The organism is Lysobacter yananisis, assembly GCF_031199375.1.
Lineage (GTDB): Bacteria > Pseudomonadota > Gammaproteobacteria > Xanthomonadales > Xanthomonadaceae > Lysobacter > Lysobacter yananisis.
Genome location: NZ_CP133568.1, coordinates 4900059 through 4915962, shown reverse-complemented (window position 1 = coordinate 4915962; position 15904 = coordinate 4900059). Strand labels below are relative to the sequence as shown.

Sequence of the window (15904 nt, the reverse complement as noted above, 5' to 3'; positions counted from 1 at the left end):
GATCCCAGCACCGTCATGGCTGCGTGAAAGAGCCGCCGGACCGCAACCGCTTGCGCGCTGTCGGAGCGGGCGCTTTGCCGCGATGGGCGGGAGCGTCTGTCAGCGTCGGTCAGCGTCGGTCGCGGCGCTGCCGCGAGCGAACCGTCGCGCTACAGGGTTTCCAGGAACGCGGTGATCGCTTCCAGTTCGGTGCGATGCAGATCCAGCGGATGCAACAGCGGGTCGGGTTGCGGGAACAGCGGGTCGCCGACCTGCTGCGGCGACGGCTGCGGGCGCGGCATCCCGGCGTTGTAGAGATTGACCACGCCGCGCAGCGTGGCGAAACGGCCGTTGTGCATCCACGGTCCGGTCTTGGCGACGTTGCGCAGCGAGGGCGTCTTGAACTTGCCGCTATCGGCCGGGTCGCCGGTGACTTCGTAGCGGCCCAGGTCCTGCAGCTTGCGCCCGTAGAAATGCAGGCCCAGGTTGTGGAAGCCGTCGTCGCTCAAGGTCGCGCCGCTGTGGCAGTTCATGCAGCGCGCGCGGGTGCGGAACAGGTGCAGGCCCCACAGCTGGCGGTCGTCGAGCGCGCCGCGGTTGCCTTCCAGGAAACGGTCGAAGCGGTTGAAGCGCGGCACCAGGCTGCGCTGGAAGCCGGCCAGGGCCTGGGCGGTGCGGGCCAGGTCGATGCCGGGCGAACCGAAGGCCTGCGCGTACTGCCGGCGATAGCTGTCGTCGCGGCGCAGCGCGCGCAGCACCGCCGCCGGGCGCGCGGCCATCTCGCGCGGATCGGTCAGCGGATGCAGCACCTGTTCTTCCAGCGTGGACGCGCGCCCGTCCCAGAACAGGTGCGCGGCGAAGCCGCTCATCGCCACCGACGGGGCGTTGCGGCGGCCGCGCTGGCGGTCGTGGCCGAACGGCACGCTGCGGCCGTCGCCCCAGCCCAGTTCGGAATCGTGGCAGTTGGCGCAGGCGATCTGGCCCGAGCCGGACAGGCGCGGGTCTTCGAACAAGCGCTTTCCCAGCGCGATCTTGGCCGGGGCCGGCGGATGGCCGGGCGGATGCGGCGCCTGCCGGGGCAACGGCGCCAGCTCCGACCAGCGCGCGCCCGGATCGGTCAGCGGCCGCGGCCACTGTTCGATCGGCAGGGCATAGACGCGGCGCAGGCAGTCGCGGTCGATCTGCGCGCCGCCGGCGTCCAGGCGCCGACGGCATGCGTCGAGGTCGGCGCTATCGGCGCCATCGTCGCCATCGTCGCTCGGCGCCACCTGCACCGCCTGCGCCGCGCTCGCACCGGCCCACAGCAGGCCGGCGAACGCGGCGGCGAACAGCAGCGCGGATGCCGCCGCCACGGCCAGGTTCGCCAGCCAGCGCTTGTCGCCGCGCATCGCGTTCAGAACCGGTAGCCCAGTTCCAGCCAGTACGAACGCCCCGGTTCGTACACGGTGGTGGTGGCGGTGGCGCTGCTGATCAGGTTGGAGCGATTGGTGAGGTTCTGCGCTTCCACCCGCGCGTAGGCCTGCTGTTCGTGCGGCAGGCGCAGGGTCCATTCCACGCTGCTGTCCCAGGTCCAGGTGTCGGGGTAGGCGACTTCGTCGATCACCGAGATGCTCTTGCCCTCGAACACCTCGCGCCCCAGCGATTGGCGCCCGCGGTAACCGCTGCGGTAGCGCAGGAAGTTGCTCCACAGCAGTCCGATCGATTCGAACCGGGTCTGGCTGGCCAGGCGCGCGCTCCACGGCCGGTTGAACGAGGTCGCCGGCAGTTCGTTGGCGCGTATCAGCTTGCCCTGGTAGCGGACCCAGTCCTCCAGGGCTTCGCTGTAGGCGGTTTCGTAGTCGCTGTAGTTGCGGCGCACGTCGGTGTAATCGAACGCGGCCTCGGCGCTGGTGACCACGTTGCCCCAGCGCAGCGGCCGCGACGGCGACACGCTGGCGGTGTAGGTCTGGCTGCGGCTGCGGCCGCGATTGCTGTAGCGGTTGACGCGGGTGTCGTAGAAACCGCTGTCGTCCAGGTTGAGGATGGTCTCGCGCAGCACTTCGTCGCGGTTTTCGCGGCGCACGTACTTCAGGCTCAGGTCCAGCCCGGCCCAGCGCTGGTTCCAGCCCAGCGCCAGTTCGTCGCTGTACGGCACGCGCAAGCGGTCGAAGCGGTAGTCGGCGGGCGAGGTGCGCACGTCGCGCCAGATCAGGTCGGCGCCGCGGCGCTGTTCCAGTTGCAGGCGCTCGCGGCCTTCGCGCAGCTTGTAGGCGAACAGGTTGCGGCCGTAGTAGCGGTTGACGCCGGCGGTGAGCAAGGTGTCGCGGTCGCCGAACACGTCCCAGGAGGTGGCCAGGCGCGGCGCGACGGTGGTGCGGCCCATCAGGCTGTCGCCGTCCACGCGCACGCCCGGGCGCAGGCTCCAGCGGCCCAGGCGGATGTCGTCCTGGGCGAACAGCGCCCACTCGCGGTTGTCGACGTTGAAGGCGCCTTCGCGATAGACGTTGCGGCGGGTGAAGTACTGGCCGCGGCCCTTGATCACGCCGCTGGCGGTGGTCTCCACCGGCGACAGCGAGCAGCCGTCGCGGTCGATCGTGCCGTCGCTGGCGGTGCAGGTGCGGGTGGCGGCGGGGTTGAGGTAGCTGGAATGGTCGTTGAGGCGGTGATAGTCGGCGCTGCGGTCGCGGTATTCCAGGCCGAACTGCAGGCGGTGCTCGCCGATGCCGAGCCGCACCGGCTCGCGTTCGAGCACGAGCTTGTAGCCGAGGTTGCGGTTGCGCTGGTCGATGTTGCCCCAACTGCCTTCGGCGCTGAGCGTGGTCACGCCCCAGTCCATCTCGCTCGAACGCGCCCAGGATTTCCAGTAGTCGGTCTGGCTGCGGCGCGAACTGTCCAGGTCGCTGTAGCTCAGGGTGTTGCGCCAGGTCCAGTCGCCGCGCTGGTAGTTGACCCGCAGGCTGGCCACCGGGCCGCCCTGTTCCAGATCGTAGTAGCCGTTCTTGGCGTTGGCGATGAAGTAACGCTCGTCGGTGGGCGCGTAGTTGACGCTGGCGCTGACTTCCAGGCCCTCGCCGTCGCTCCAGTCCGCGCGCAGGCTGGCGCTGGTGTTCTCGCGCACCTGCTCCTTTTCGTTCTCGTCGCTGACGCTGTTGCGGCCGGAGGTATAGCCGCGCAGCGGGATCACCGAGCGCAGCCTCGACACCGTGCCCGACAGGCCCAGGCCGTTGCGGGTGCGGCCTTCCAGGGTGGCGCGCAACTGGTACTTGTCGTAGCGCGGCTGCAGCGATTCGGTCGAGGACTCCTCGAAATTCTGCAGCGCCGGCGCGGCGATGTGCATCTCGTTCCAGACCGAGCGCTGCATGCGCATGACCACGCTGCCGGAGAACGCATCGCGCGCGCGCCGGCTCTCGGCCTCGACCACGCCGCCGTTGAAGCCGCCGTAGGACGCGGGCACGTTGCTGTCGTAGACGGTCAGCGTGCCGATCTGGCTGGCGTCCAGGGCGATGCCCTGGGTGTGGCTGGGGACGTCGATGATGCTCGCCGCCAGGGTCGAGCCGCCCGGCGCGGTGTCGTTGTTGAAGCCGGCGCCGTCGAGCACGAACGCGTTCTGGTAGTACAGGCCGCCGTTGATGCTGATGTCGGCCGGGCGGATCTCGCCCATGTTGCGCGAGGTCGCGGCGGTCTCGTCGAACTGCACGCTGGGGTTGATCCGCAGCAAGGTGCCGATGTCGCCGTTGCCGCGGATCTGCTCTTCGATGTAGCGGCGGTCCATGGTCATGCCTTCCCGGTACGGAAACAGGCGCTGGCCGATGACCTTGAGCGGATCGTAGGTGTAGATGGACGGCGCCGGCGCGGCGGAGGATGCGTCGGCGGCGACGGCAGAGGAGGGCGACGCGACGGTGGAGCGTTCTTCGGCGTGCAGCAGTCCAGCCGACAGGGCCAGGCCGATGGCCAGGGTCAGGCGATTCATCGAGTTCTCACGGTGGGATTACCGGCTTCCGGGCGGAAGTCGGTGCTGCTGGCGTGAGAACTGCGAAAGCCCCTGATTGCTCGCTGTGATTATCGTCTCAGTCGAAGCTGAACGAGTCAACCTGTGTTCATGCATCGACCGGTCGCGATCGACGCGCGCGGCCTCAGCCGACCGTGCGCTCGAACGAGAACAACCGCGCCAGCGGGTGCGCGCGCCGCTCGATCCGCGCCCGCAACAACTCCGCGCCGATCATGCTGTAGGTGATGCCGTTGCCGCCGTACGCCATCGCGAACAGCACGCGCGGGCCGTGCTGCGGATGCGGGCCGAACCACGGCAGGCCGTCGGCGGTTTCGGCGAAGGTGCCGGCCCAGGCGAAGGCCGGCTGCAGTCGCAGGCGCGGGAAGCGCTGCTGCACCTGGCGGACCAGGCGCTGCGCGCGCGATTGCACGCGTCGGTCGCGCCGCGCCGGCAGGTCGACGGCGTCGTCGCAGCCGCCGACCACCAGCCGCCCGTCGCCGGTGCTGCGCAGGTACAGATACGGCCGCGCGGATTCCCACACCAAGGTCTCGCCCAGCGCCTGCAGGTCGTCGGCGTCGAGCGGATCGGTGACGAAGGCGTAGCTGCTGCGGTTGCGCGCCAGGCGCTGGTCGATCCAGTGCTGGCCGGCGTAGCCGGCGGCGACGACGACGCGGTCGGCGCGCACGCGCAGGCCCTCGCCGGTGCGCAGTTCGACCTTGCGCGAGGTCGCGTGCAGCGCCTGGATGCGGGTGCGGTCGTAGACGCCGGCGCCGCGCCGGCGCAGGCGCGCGAGCAGGCGCGAGGTCATGCGGTAGGGATCGACCGCGGCGGCGCAATCGCTGAGGATCGCGCCGGGCGCGCGCAGGCCGTAATCCGCCGCCAGCTCATCGGCATCGAGCCAACGCAGCGCGAGCCCGTGGCGCGCGCGCAGCGCGGCTTCCTCGCGCAGCAGCGGCACGTGGCCGGCGCGGCTGGCGTAATAGAGGCTGCGCTGGCGGCGGAAGTCGACCCCGCGCAGGTCGGCGGCGACCTCGCCCAGGCGCTCCACCGCCGCGGCGCAGGCGCGATACGCCAGCGCCGCCCGCGGCTCGCCGTAGCGTTGTCTCAGTTCGGCCAGGTGGGTATCGATCTCGTACTGCAGCAACGCGGTGCTCGCCGCCGTGCTGCCCCAGGCGATGTCGCGTTGTTCCAGCACCGCCACGTCGTGGCCGTGCGCGGCCAGTTCGTCGGCGATCAGCGCGCCGCTGATGCCGCCGCCGATCACCGCGACCTCGCAGTCCAGGTCCTCGCGCAGGCGCGGGAAGGCGTGCATGAGGCCGTTGCGGATCGCCCAGAATGGATAGCCGCTCTTGAGGTCCATGGCGCAGCGAACGATGAGGGGACGGTCAGCTAAACCGCCGCGGCGTTCACGCGAGGTGACGCGCGCGGCGGCGGCCCGGCGGCGCAGACCGTGCCGCGCCGGCGATTCTGCGATGATCGGCGCGCGCACGCGTCGCGACGGGCGCGGGAGAAGACCGATGAGACTGCTGCTGGCCGGCGCCACCGGATTGGTCGGAAGCCATGCGCTGCGGCTGGCGCTGGCCGATCCGATGATCGAGCGGGTGATCGCGCCGACGCGGCGCGCGCTGCCGCCGCACCCGAAGCTGGAGGCGCCGCAGGTCGACTGGGACGCGCTGCCGGCCGACGCGCCGTGGTGGCGGGTCGATGCGGCGGTCTGCGCGCTCGGCACCACGATGCGCGCGGCCGGTTCGCGCGAGGCCTTCCGCAAGGTCGATTTCGATTATCCGCTGGCGATCGCGCGGGCCGCGCACCGCGCCGGCGCGCGCGCCTATGCGCTCAATTCCGCGCTCGGCGCCGATGCCGGCTCGCGCGTGTTCTACAACCGGGTCAAGGGCGAGCTGGAACAGGCGCTGGCCGGGGTCGGCTTCGATTCGCTGACCTATGTGCGCCCGGGGCTGATCGGCGGCGAGCGGCAGCAGTCGCGTCCCGGCGAAGCCGCCGCGACCGTGCTGCTGCGCGCGCTCGCGCCGGCGCTGCCGCGGCGCTGGCGGATCAATCCCGCCCCGCGCATCGCCCAGGCCTTGCTCGATGCCGCGCTGCAGGCCGCGCCCGGCGTGCATGCGGTCGGCTCCGAGCGCTTGATTTGAGCGCGCAGCGAACCGATCCTGCCCGGTCCGGCGCGCGCCGGACCGATCCGTCCGACAGCCACCGCGGAGCCCGCATGTCCCCCATCCTCGCACCGGTCGCCCTGGCCAAGGCCTCGCGCCTGATCAACCACGGCCCGACCGTGCTGGTTTCGGCCCGCCACGACGGCGTCGACAACGTCATGGCCGCGGCCTGGGCCTGTGCGCTCGACTACGACCCGCCCAAGCTGACCGTGGTGATCGACAAGGCCACGCGTACGCGCGCGCTGATCGAGCGCAGCGGCGCGTTCGCGGTGCAGGTGCCGACCGCGGCGCAGGCGGCGATGACCCACCGCGTCGGCACCCACAGCCGCTCGGACGAGCCCGACAAGCTCGCCCGCGCCGGCGTCGGCCTGTTCGCCATCGACGGCCACGATTTGCCGTTCGTGGCGGGTTGCTCGGCGTGGATGGCCTGCCGGCTGATTCGCGAACCGCACAACCAGGAAACCTACGATCTGTTCATCGGCGAGATCGTCGGCGCCTGGTCCGACCCGCGCGCGTTCGCCGACGGGCATTGGCGGTTCGAGCACGCCGATCCCGCGCTGCGCAGCCTGCATTACATCGCCGGCGGGCATTTCTACGCGATCGGCGAGGCGATCGACGTCGCCGCGCAGGACGCGCCGGACTGAGCGCTCGCTCGCGACGCGCGCCCGCCGCCGCGGGCCTGGCCGCGACCCGCGCCAGGCGGTTTCAGCGCGGCAGCTGCGCGACCAACTCGACGAAGTTGCGCGCCGGCGCCGAATCCAGTTCCGGCAGCTGCGCCAGCGCCAGCCGCGCGATCGGCTGCAGGCCGGCGATGTCGCGGTAGACGATGCCGGGCAGGGCGAAGCGGCGCATCGCCTCGGGCACGATCGCCACGCCCAGTTCGGCCGCGACCAGCGCCAGCGACGAGGCCAGCTGCGGCGCGTGCTGGCCGATGCGCGGTTCGAAGCCGGCGCGGCGGCAGGCGCCGAGGATGGCCTCGTGCAGGGTCGGGCCGACGTTGCGCGGGGTCAGGATCAGCGCGTCCTCGCGCAGTTCTTCCAGGCGGACCGACTTGCGCCGGCCGTCGCGCACCGCGGCGTGGCCGAGCGGCAGCGCGGCGATCATCGGTTCTTCCAGCAGCGCGTGCAGCAGCACGCCTTCGTTCTCGCTGCCGTCGTGGCGCAGGAAGGCGAGGTCGAGGCTGCCGTCGCGCAGCTTGGCCGACAGGTGCGCGCTGTTGCTCTCTTCCAGGGTCAGCTCGACCTCGCCGTAGCGGCGGCGGAACTCGCGGATGGCCTGGGTGGTGAGCGGGGTGAGGATGGCCGAAGAAGTGAAGCCCAGGCGCAGCGCGCCGGTTTCGCCGCGCGCGGCGCGCTGCGCCTGGCGCACCGCGGCTCCGGCCTGTTCGGGCAGGCTGCGCACGCGTTCGCGGAAGGCGCGGCCGGCTTCGGTGAGCTCGGCGCCGTGCGGCACGCGCTGGAACAGGCGCGCGCCGATCTCGTTTTCCAGGTCGCGGATCTGCTGGCTCAGCGGCGGTTGGGCGATGCCCAGGCGCTGCGCGGCGCGGGTGAAGTTGCCTTCCTCGGCGACGGCGAGGAAGTAGCGGATGTGGCGCAGTTCCATCGTGGCCTCCGGATCGGCGCACGCCGCCGCCGTTATCCCTAAAAGATATGGATGGCTATCGTTTCATATATTGGACGAATGAAGGACGCGGCGCCATGCTGGCGCCATGAACGCATCTTCCGTCGTGGCCGCCGCCGCACCGCCCGAACGCGGCCTAGAGCGCGGCCTGGAGCGCGGCACCGCGGCCTATCGCCGCGCCAATCTGGCCCTGTTCCTGGCCGGCTGTTCGACCTTCTCGCTGCTGTATTGCGTGCAGCCGTTGCTGCCGGAGTTCGCCCGCGACTTCCGCCTGAGCCCGGCCTCGGCCTCGCTGGCGTTGTCGCTGAGCACCGCCGCGCTGGCGCTGGCGATCTTCGCCGCCGGCGCACTGTCGCAGCAGATCTCGCGGCGCCGGCTGATGTTCGCCTCGATGGCGCTGGCCGCGGCCTGCAACCTGCTCGCCGCGGTCGCGCCGAGCTGGCCGTTGCTGCTGCTGGCGCGGCTGGCCGAAGGCGCGCTGCTCGGCGGCGTGCCGGCGGTGGCGATGGCGTATCTGGCCGAGGAAATGGACGCGCGCCACCTCAGCGGCGCGATGGGCCTGTACGTGGCCGGCACCGCGTTCGGCGGGATGATGGGGCGGGTCGGCATGGGCCTGCTGGTGGAGATCGGCGACTGGCGCACGGCGATGGCGATCATCGGCGGCACCGGCCTGGCCGCGGCGTTCGGTTTCGCCGCGTTGCTGCCGCCGTCGCGCCGGTTCGCGCCGCGGCGCGGCTTCGTGCTGCGGCAGCATCTGCACGCCTGGGCCGCGCACCTGCGCCATCCGGGGCTGTTGCGGCTGTTCGCGATCGGCTTCGTGCTGACCAGCGTGTTCGTGGCCTTGTTCAACTATGTCGGCTTCCGTCTCGCCGGCGCGCCTTACCGGCTGGGCCCGGCGCAGATCAGCCTGATCTTCCTGGCCTACGTGTTCGGCATGTTCGCCTCGCCGCTGGCTGGGCGCTTGGCCGACCGCTTCGGCGGGCGCTGGCCGTTGGCGGCGGGGCTGGCGTTGATGGCGGTCGGCGCGCTGGTCACCCTGGCGCAGTCGCTGACAGCGATCATCGCCGGCATCAGCCTGATCACCTTCGGTTACTTCGTCGGCCACTCGGTCGCCAGCGCCTGGGTCGGGCGGCTGGCGCGCAGCGACAAGGGCCACGCCTCGTCGCTGTACCTGCTGTTCTACTACTTCGGTTCCAGCATCACCGGCGCGCTCGGCGGCTGGGCCTGGCAGCACGGCGGCTGGGGCGGCGAGGTGGCCCTGACCGCGAGCCTGGCCGCGGCGGGCATCGTGCTGGCCTTGCAGGTGGATCGCGGAGAGCGGCGCGCATGAGCGACAAGCAGGCCTTGTTGTTGTTGCCGGGATTGCTCTGCGACGAGCGGCTGTGGCGCGAGCAGATCCGCGACCTGGCCGATATCGCCGACATTGGGGTGCCCGACCTGACCCAGGACGACAGCGTCGCCGGCATGGCCGCGCGGGTGCTGGCGCAGGCGCCGCCGCGGTTCGCCCTGGCCGGGCTGTCGATGGGCGGCTACGTCGCGTTCGAGATCCTGCGCCAGCAGCCGCAGCGCGTGCACAGGCTGGCCTTGTTCGACACCAGCGCCGCGCCGGATTCGCCGCCGCGGGCGATGCAGCGCCGCGCGGGCCTGCGCCTGCTCGATCGCGGCCGCTTCGCCGGCGTGACCCAACAGTTGCTGCCGAGCCTGGTGCACGCGCAGCACGTCGACGGGCCGGTCGGCGCCGAGGTGCGGGCGATGGCGCAGCGGGTCGGCGCGCAGGCGTATCGGCGCCAGCAGATCGCGATCCTGGAACGGCCGGATTCGCGGCCGCTGCTGGCGTCCATCGCCGTGCCGACCCTGATCGCGGTCGGCGAGGACGACCGGTTGACGCCGCCGGCCGCGGCCGAGGAGATTCACCGCGGGATCGCCGGCTCGGTGCTCGAACGCATCGCGCAGTGCGGACACTTGCCGACGATGGAGCGGCCGCAGGTCGCGACCGCCTTGTTGCGGCGCTGGCTGCAAGGGTGACACTGTGGGCGCCACGCAGCGCGGCGCAAGGCTCGCGACGGAGAACGACGATGACCTCATCCGAACAGAATGCCGAACTGGACGCCGACGAACGCGAAGCGATGGCGCGGCTCAACCGACTGCGCGCGATCGATATAGACGCCGCGCGGACCGGCGATGAAGCGGCCGGCCTGGAAGCGCGTTTCGCCGGGCGCTGGAACGCGGACCGGCGCTTGGCCGTGTACGGCACGCTGGCGCCGGGCGAACCCAATCACCATCACCTCAGCGAATTGCCGGGGCATTGGCGCCCCGGCACGGTGACCGGCGAACTGGTGCAGATCGGTTGGGGCGCGGACCTGGGCTATCCGGCGTTGCGCTGGTCAGCCGACGCCGGCGAGGTCGCGGTGCAGCTGTTCGCCAGCGAGGCCTTGCCCGCGCACTGGGCGCGGCTGGACGAGTTCGAGGGCGGACAGTACCTGCGCATCCTGGTGCCGGTACGCATGGCCGACGGGACGCTGGAAGTCGCGAATCTGTATGCGGCGCATCCCGATGCGCCGCGACCCGAGCAGCCGCAACCCGAGTAAACACGGCAGGCGCCCATGGCGACCTGCGCGATGATCGCGGCGCCCCTTGAAGGAGCGCCGCGATCCGCATGCCTGCCGCGTCGCTGCCGCGGATCAGTGCTTCATCGCATGCTTGCGCTGGCTCATCTCGCGATGGCTCTCGCGCACCTGCGGCATCAGGCGTTCGACCGCCGCGCGCGCCGACGGGGCGACGTTGGGATCGCCCTGGACCTCGTTGAAGGCCTTGAGCAGGCGGTCCTCGGACTCCTCCAGTTCGGCCACGTAGCCGTAGCGGGTGTCGCCCAGCGCGGCGCGCACGCGGCCGTAGACTTCCTGCATGGTGCCGACGAAGGTGCCGCTCTCGGCCGGCTTGCCGCCGCCGGCGGCGACTTCGGCGCTGAGCTGCGACACGATCGCGCCCTTGGCGGTGGACATGCGCAGGAACGTTCCGGCCAATTCGGTGTCGCCGACCTTCTTGGCCGCTTCGGCGTAGAAATGCTCGCCGTCGCGAGCGATCTGGATCAGATCGTTGAGGCTGTGTTCGGTCTTCTTGTCGGTCATTGCCGTCTCCTGCGTAACGATGGGGAAGAAGGCCGACGCTGCGCGCATCGGTTGCCCCGACTATCGCGGCGTCGCCATTAAACAGCCGTGACCCGCGAGTGATGAATCCGCGCATGCAATCGCATCGCGATCACCGCGCGCTAACGCCGCGCTTACCGAATCTCGACGCGCCATCCCGACACGCTCGCGCGCATCACTTTCGGACAACGCGCGGCCGGTTAGACAAGGCGCAGGCCCAACGGAATTCAGGCATGGACTGGAGCGAGCAACTGTGGGTGGTCGGCGGCGCGGCGTACGCGATGCTGCTCGGCGGCGCGATCGGATTCGAGCGCGAGTTGAAGAACCGGCCCGCGGGATTCCGCACCCACATGCTGGTGGCCGGCGCGTCATCGCTGTTGATCGGCATGGGCCTGCTGGCGCTCAACGATCCGCGCTTCCGCATGCCGTTCCTGATCAACATGGACCCGATGCGCCTGGTCGAAGCGGTGATCGCGGGGGTGTCGTTCATCGGCGCCGGCACCATCTTCGCCTGGCGCGGCGGGCGCGACATCGCCGGTATCACCACCGCCGCCTCGTTGCTGATGGCGGCGGTGATCGGCGCCTGCGCCGGATTGCGCTATCACGTGCTGGCGCTGGCGGCGACGGCGTTGACCTTGCTGGTGCTGGTGGCGCTCAAGCGCGCCGAACGCGGGCTCGGGCTCAAGCCCAAGGCCGAGTCCGAATCTGAGTCCAAGGCCGAATCCGGGTCCCGGTCCGGCGCAAGCCCGGATTCCACCAGTGACCGGCGCTGAGCCTCAGCGCCGGCGCTTGCGCAGGAACGCCAGCGCGGCGCGCTCCCACTGGCGGCCGCTCGACGGCGTTCGCGCCGGCAGGGTCAGCCGGCCTTCGCGCCAGCTTTCCAGCACCGCCGGATGGATGTAGGACTTGCGGCAGATCGCCGGGGTGTTGCGCAGCAGTTGCGCGACTTCGGCCACGGCCTCGTTCTCGATCCGCGCGATCGCGCGTTCGTTGCGGCGGCCGTCGCGCCGCGGCGGCGGCAGCTCGGTCGAGGCGAAGCGGCGGAACGCGGCCGCGGTCGCGCCCCAGGTGCGGAAGTCCTTGGCGGTGAAGTCCGCGCCCATGGCCTCGCGCAGGTACTCGTTGACGTCGCCGGAACCCACCGCCTGGCGGCCGCCGTCCTCGTCGCGGTACTGGAACAGCGCCTGGCCCGGCAGTTGCCGGCAACGGCGCACCAGCCGCACCAGACGCGCGTCGTCGAGCTCGATTTGTTGGCGCAGGCCGCCCTTGCCGCGAAACGCCAGCTGCGCGCGGCCGCCGCGCAACAACTGCAGGTGGCGCTTGCGCAGTGTGGTCAGGCCGAACGAGCCGTTGCTGCGCTGGTACTGGTCGTTGCCCACCCGCACCAGGGTGTGCGCCATCACCGCGACCACGATCGCCAGCACCTTGCTCCGCGGCAGCCCGGGCAGGGCGAGGTCGGCGCGCACGCGCCGGCGCAGCGCGGGCAGGGCGGCGGCGAAGGCGACGATGCGCTCGAACTTGCCGCGCTCGCGCAATTCGCGCCAGCGCGGGTGATAGCGGTACTGCTTGCGCCCGCGCGCATCGCGGCCGGTCGCCTGCAGGTGGCCGCGCGGATCGGCGCAGATCCACACCTCGGTGTAGGCCGGCGGGATCGCCAGCGCGCGGATGCGTTCGAGCTGGCGGGCCGCGCGCACCGGCCGCCCGCGCGCGTCGCGGTAGGCGAAGCCGCGGCCGGCGCGGCGGCGGCTGAAGCCGGGCTCGTCGTCGACGACGTAGCGCAGGCCGGTGGCGGGGGGATCGCGGTCGGAGGGCGGGGAGGAAGCCATGCGCCTGTGATACGGGGCAGCGCGTCAACGCGGCAGCAAGAACCCGCGGCGCGGCGGCGATTCGCGTCCAGCGCGCGCAATCGCGCGTCGGCGGCGGTTCCGGCCGGCCCCGGCGCATCCCGGCGCAGGTCCGCTATTGCGATCCGTTCTCATTTGCTATGATGCGCCGCGTCAGCCGCTGCACCTGCAGTCAGCCAAACGTCTCCATCGGGCCGACTCTCGTGTACGCAGAAGGATCTCTGCGCGCTTTCGCGCGCTCTCCGCTTTCCCTTTCCCTCGCCCTGGCGCTGCTGCTGCCGTTCGCGGCGCATGCGGACGAGCCCGCCGAGGCCGCCGACGCTCAGACCCTCGACACCGTCCGGGTCAACGCCTACCGCACCACCACCCATTCCCAGGGCGCGACCAAGACCGACGCCTCGATCGCGCAGACGCCGCAGTCGATCGCGGTGATCGCGCGCGAGGAACTCGACGCGCGCGGCGTGCAGAACCTCAACGACGCCATGCGCTACGTCGCCGGCGTGTCGCTGGAAAGCAGCGGCATCGACAACCGCGTCGACGACTTCCGCATCCGCGGCTACGACGCCGGCAGCTGGAGCAACAACGTCACCCTCGACGGCCTGCGCGCGCCGCAGGGCGGGCAGTGGAACCGGACCATGTTCGACACCTGGAACCTGGAGCGGGTGGAAGTGCTCAAGGGCCCGTCGGCGGTGATGTACGGCCAGGTCGCGCCCGGCGGCATGGTCAACCAGGTCAGCAAGACCCCGACGCCCGGGCAGCAGCAGTCGCTGCAGCTGGGCCTGGACGGGCATGGCCAGTACAGCGCGGCCTTCGACGTCGGCACCGGCACCGACGACGACGCGCACCTGGTCCGCCTGGTCGGCCTGTACCGCGACGGCGACACCCAGATCAAGCACACCGAGCAGAAGCACTGGTTCCTCGCGCCCAGCTACACCTGGCAGATCGCCGAGCGCACCCGCCTGACCCTGCTCGGCGTGTACCAGAAGGACGACGGCGGCTCGACCTACCAGTTCCTGCCGATGGACGGCACCCTGCGCCCGACCCGCTACGGCCGGATGAAGAACACTACCTTCATCGGCGAGCCGAGCTGGAACACCTACGACCGCACCATCTGGACCGCGGGCTGGCTGTTCGAGCACGGCTTCAACGAGAACTGGACCCTGAGCCAGAGCGCGCGCCGCACCCATGTCGATTCGCTGTATCGCGGCGTGATCACCCTCGGCGCGCTGAGCGCCGACGGCCGCACCCAGAACCGCCGCGCCACCTACGGCGACGGCGATTCCGACGGCGACACCGTCGACACCCGCATCCAGGGCAAGTTCGTCACCGGCGCGATCGCGCACACGCTGCTGTTCGGCGTGGACTGGCAGAAGGCCGATTGGGTCGGCGGCCGCGGCGCGATGAGCAACCCGGCGCCGATCGACATCTTCCACCCGGTCTACACCGGCTACACCCCGGTGGTGCGTTCGGTCGGCCTGTCGCGCGGCACCAACGAGCAGACCGGCGCCTACTTGCAGGACCAGATGGCGTTCGGCAACTGGCGCGTGCTGCTGGGCGGCCGTTACGACCGCACCGACGACGACACCGCCACCGCGACCCGCACCGTCGCCACCGGCGTGGTCACGCCGTGGGTGCGCACGCGCCTGAAGAACGACGCCTTCACCGGCCGCGCCGGGGTGCTGTATGCCGCGCCCAGCGGCTGGTCGCCGTACCTGAGCTACGCCGAATCGTTCCAGCCGGCCACCACCGACATCAACCAGAGCTACACCCGCACCCCGTTCGACCCGATCACCGGCAAGCAGTGGGAGGGCGGGGTCAAGTTCCAGCCGTCCAGCTTCGACGGCCTGATCACGCTGTCGGCCTACGACCTGCGCCAGGAGAACATCCTGGTCGACGATCCCGACCCGACCCACGTCAACTGCGGCGCCAGCGGTGCGCTGCGCTGCCAGGCGCAAAGCGGCGAAGGCCGCGTGCGCGGCCTGGAACTGGAAGCGCGGGTGACGCCGTTGGAAGGCTTCAGCGTGATCGGCGCGGCCTCGCGCATGGATTCGGAAGTGACCAAGGGCGCGCCGGAACTGCGCGGCAAGCAACTGGTGCAGGTGCCGGAATGGACCGCGACCGCGTGGCTGGACTACACCTTCCAGGGCGGCGCGCTGGAAGGCCTGGGCCTGGCCGCGGGCGTGCGCTACAACGGCGAGAGCTACGGCGACAGCGCCAACCTCTACCGCATCCCGTCCTACACCGTGTTCGACGCCGCGATCCGCTACCGCGTCGACACCGGCACGGGCCCGGCGACCCAGTTCGCGCTGAACATCGGCAACCTCAGCGACAAGACCTACATCTCCACCTGCGGCAGCGTGGCCTCGTGCTACTACGGCACCGGCCGCACCGTGGTCGCCAGCGTGCGGTTGAGCTGGTGACCCGTTTCGCCGCGAACATCGCGATGGCTCCCTGTAGGAGCGGCGCAAGCCGCGACCGCGGGGCGCCGGTTCGCGGCGAAACCCTCGATGTGTCGCGGATGCGACAACCGCCTGCGTGCATTTCCCCGGCGCCCGCGGTTGCCGCGTCGCGGCTCGCGCCGCTCCTGCACGGAGCGAGCCGATGAATCCGTGGTGGGTGGTGCCGGCGATGGTCTTCGGCGTCGCCGGCGCGTGGCTGCTGTATCTGGCCTCGCCGCAACAACGCTGGCGCGCCGCGCCGCTGCGCGCGTGGCCGGGCGTCGCCTGCGCGCTGTCGTCGCTGGCGCTGTTGTGGCCGGCGATGGGCGCGGCCGCGGCGGTGGCGATGTGGCTGACCGTGCTGATGCTGATGACGACGCTGGCGCCGTTCCTCGGCGCCTGGCGCGCGCGTCGTCGCGAGGGGGCGGCATGAGCGGCGAACGCCTGCAGAGCCGGCACTGGCTGGGCAAGGGCTCGGCCGGGCTGATCCTCGGCTTCGGCCTGGCCTTGGCCTTGTCCGGCGTGTTCGCCTGGCTCGGCCCGGACGGCATCCACGGCGGAGGCGGCGGCAAGATCCAGTTCGTGATGTGGCTGATCGCGCCGCTGTGGTGCGCGGTGTTTTCGCTGGTGTTCCTGTTCCGCAGCAGCGCCCGCGCGTGGCTGTGGCTGGGCGCGGCCAATGCGCTGGCGTTCGCCGCGCTGGCCGCGCTGCGGTCGTGGGCGGGCTAGGGCGTGCAGGCGC

General features: G+C 71.3%; 15 protein-coding genes. 9 read left to right on the top strand and 6 right to left on the bottom strand.

Features of this window, described 5'->3' with window-relative positions:
• Positions 1-149 precede the first annotated feature (149 nt).
• The 3 genes from RDV84_RS20295 to RDV84_RS20285 all read right to left on the bottom strand — a co-directional run bounded on the left by RDV84_RS20295 (position 150) and on the right by RDV84_RS20285 (position 5306).
• Positions 150-1367 carry a cytochrome-c peroxidase gene (locus RDV84_RS20295; RefSeq protein WP_309151403.1) on the bottom strand — a complete coding sequence of 406 codons (1218 nt, stop codon included), beginning with the start codon at positions 1365-1367 and terminating at the stop codon, positions 150-152.
• Positions 1368-1372: 5 nt separating this feature from the next.
• On the bottom strand, positions 1373-3928 hold the full coding sequence (locus RDV84_RS20290) for a TonB-dependent receptor (RefSeq protein WP_309151402.1): 2556 nt from the start codon (positions 3926-3928) through the stop codon (positions 1373-1375).
• A 163-nt stretch (positions 3929-4091) separates the two neighbouring features.
• A complete protein-coding gene (locus tag RDV84_RS20285) occupies positions 4092-5306 on the bottom strand; it encodes an NAD(P)/FAD-dependent oxidoreductase (protein ID WP_309151401.1) in 1215 nt (404 codons plus the stop codon).
• 157 nt (positions 5307-5463) lie between these two features.
• On the opposite strand from RDV84_RS20285, the gene RDV84_RS20280 reads away from it, so the two are divergent.
• A complete protein-coding gene (locus tag RDV84_RS20280) occupies positions 5464-6093 on the top strand; it encodes a Rossmann-fold NAD(P)-binding domain-containing protein (protein WP_078995721.1) in 630 nt (209 codons plus the stop codon).
• A gap of 74 nt (positions 6094-6167) precedes the next feature.
• The gene (locus RDV84_RS20275; protein ID WP_078995722.1) at positions 6168-6758 is read left to right on the top strand and encodes a flavin reductase family protein; all 591 of its coding nucleotides are present in this window, start codon (positions 6168-6170) and stop codon (positions 6756-6758) included.
• A 61-nt stretch (positions 6759-6819) separates the two neighbouring features.
• Here RDV84_RS20275 and RDV84_RS20270 read toward each other — a convergent pair whose 3' ends face one another.
• On the bottom strand, positions 6820-7716 hold the full coding sequence (locus RDV84_RS20270; RefSeq protein ID WP_250442585.1) for a LysR family transcriptional regulator: 897 nt from the start codon (positions 7714-7716) through the stop codon (positions 6820-6822).
• A 106-nt stretch (positions 7717-7822) separates the two neighbouring features.
• On the opposite strand from RDV84_RS20270, the gene RDV84_RS20265 reads away from it, so the two are divergent.
• From RDV84_RS20265 to RDV84_RS20255, 3 genes are read left to right on the top strand one after another with little or no spacing between them, the layout of a single operon-like run.
• Positions 7823-9064: an MFS transporter gene (locus RDV84_RS20265; protein WP_309151400.1), complete on the top strand. Its 1242-nt coding sequence runs from the start codon at positions 7823-7825 to the stop codon at positions 9062-9064.
• A complete protein-coding gene (locus RDV84_RS20260) occupies positions 9061-9759 on the top strand; it encodes an alpha/beta fold hydrolase (RefSeq protein WP_309151399.1) in 699 nt (232 codons plus the stop codon). Before RDV84_RS20265 ends, RDV84_RS20260 begins: the two co-directional genes overlap by 4 nt.
• Before the next feature lie 50 nt (positions 9760-9809).
• Positions 9810-10322 carry a gamma-glutamylcyclotransferase family protein gene (locus tag RDV84_RS20255; RefSeq protein WP_197414845.1) on the top strand — a complete coding sequence of 171 codons (513 nt, stop codon included), beginning with the start codon at positions 9810-9812 and terminating at the stop codon, positions 10320-10322.
• Between the two features lie 93 nt (positions 10323-10415).
• Here RDV84_RS20255 and RDV84_RS20250 read toward each other — a convergent pair whose 3' ends face one another.
• Entirely contained in the window at positions 10416-10862 is a 447-nt protein-coding gene (locus tag RDV84_RS20250; protein ID WP_057947522.1) for a PA2169 family four-helix-bundle protein, read from the bottom strand.
• 251 nt (positions 10863-11113) lie between these two features.
• On the opposite strand from RDV84_RS20250, the gene RDV84_RS20245 reads away from it, so the two are divergent.
• On the top strand, positions 11114-11653 hold the full coding sequence (locus RDV84_RS20245; RefSeq protein ID WP_309151398.1) for an MgtC/SapB family protein: 540 nt from the start codon (positions 11114-11116) through the stop codon (positions 11651-11653).
• A 3-nt stretch (positions 11654-11656) separates the two neighbouring features.
• Here the strand turns inward: RDV84_RS20245 and RDV84_RS20240 are convergent, their stop codons facing one another.
• Entirely contained in the window at positions 11657-12706 is a 1050-nt protein-coding gene (locus RDV84_RS20240) for a DNA topoisomerase IB (RefSeq protein ID WP_309151397.1), read from the bottom strand.
• 221 nt (positions 12707-12927) lie between these two features.
• Here RDV84_RS20240 and RDV84_RS20235 point away from each other — a divergent pair, with 221 nt between their 5' ends.
• The 3 genes from RDV84_RS20235 (at position 12928) to RDV84_RS20225 (ending at position 15891) form a co-directional block, all read left to right on the top strand.
• Complete coding sequence (locus RDV84_RS20235; protein ID WP_309151396.1) at positions 12928-15144, top strand: TonB-dependent siderophore receptor; 2217 nt, start codon at positions 12928-12930, stop codon at positions 15142-15144.
• A 181-nt stretch (positions 15145-15325) separates the two neighbouring features.
• Complete coding sequence (locus RDV84_RS20230; protein ID WP_309151395.1) at positions 15326-15595, top strand: hypothetical protein; 270 nt, start codon at positions 15326-15328, stop codon at positions 15593-15595.
• Positions 15592-15891 (top strand): hypothetical protein, encoded by a 300-nt coding sequence (locus RDV84_RS20225; protein WP_078995726.1) that lies wholly within the window; start codon positions 15592-15594, stop codon positions 15889-15891. The genes RDV84_RS20230 and RDV84_RS20225 overlap by 4 nt, the downstream gene beginning before the upstream one ends.
• Positions 15892-15904 lie beyond the last annotated feature (13 nt).

Bases quoted from the DNA above. Each gene is read 5' to 3' on its own strand.
- RDV84_RS20295 (WP_309151403.1), bottom strand. From the start codon at position 1,367: ATGCGCGGCGACAAGCGCTGGCTGGCGAACCTGGCCGTGGCGGCGGCA.
- RDV84_RS20290 (WP_309151402.1), bottom strand. From the start codon at position 3,928: ATGAATCGCCTGACCCTGGCCATCGGCCTGGCCCTGTCGGCTGGACTG.
- RDV84_RS20285 (WP_309151401.1), bottom strand. From the start codon at position 5,306: ATGGACCTCAAGAGCGGCTATCCATTCTGGGCGATCCGCAACGGCCTC.
- RDV84_RS20280 (WP_078995721.1), top strand. From the start codon at position 5,464: ATGAGACTGCTGCTGGCCGGCGCCACCGGATTGGTCGGAAGCCATGCG.
- RDV84_RS20275 (WP_078995722.1), top strand. From the start codon at position 6,168: ATGTCCCCCATCCTCGCACCGGTCGCCCTGGCCAAGGCCTCGCGCCTG.
- RDV84_RS20270 (WP_250442585.1), bottom strand. From the start codon at position 7,716: ATGGAACTGCGCCACATCCGCTACTTCCTCGCCGTCGCCGAGGAAGGC.
- RDV84_RS20265 (WP_309151400.1), top strand. From the start codon at position 7,823: ATGAACGCATCTTCCGTCGTGGCCGCCGCCGCACCGCCCGAACGCGGC.
- RDV84_RS20260 (WP_309151399.1), top strand. From the start codon at position 9,061: ATGAGCGACAAGCAGGCCTTGTTGTTGTTGCCGGGATTGCTCTGCGAC.
- RDV84_RS20255 (WP_197414845.1), top strand. From the start codon at position 9,810: ATGACCTCATCCGAACAGAATGCCGAACTGGACGCCGACGAACGCGAA.
- RDV84_RS20250 (WP_057947522.1), bottom strand. From the start codon at position 10,862: ATGACCGACAAGAAGACCGAACACAGCCTCAACGATCTGATCCAGATC.
- RDV84_RS20245 (WP_309151398.1), top strand. From the start codon at position 11,114: ATGGACTGGAGCGAGCAACTGTGGGTGGTCGGCGGCGCGGCGTACGCG.
- RDV84_RS20240 (WP_309151397.1), bottom strand. From the start codon at position 12,706: ATGGCTTCCTCCCCGCCCTCCGACCGCGATCCCCCCGCCACCGGCCTG.
- RDV84_RS20230 (WP_309151395.1), top strand. From the start codon at position 15,326: ATGAATCCGTGGTGGGTGGTGCCGGCGATGGTCTTCGGCGTCGCCGGC.
- RDV84_RS20225 (WP_078995726.1), top strand. From the start codon at position 15,592: ATGAGCGGCGAACGCCTGCAGAGCCGGCACTGGCTGGGCAAGGGCTCG.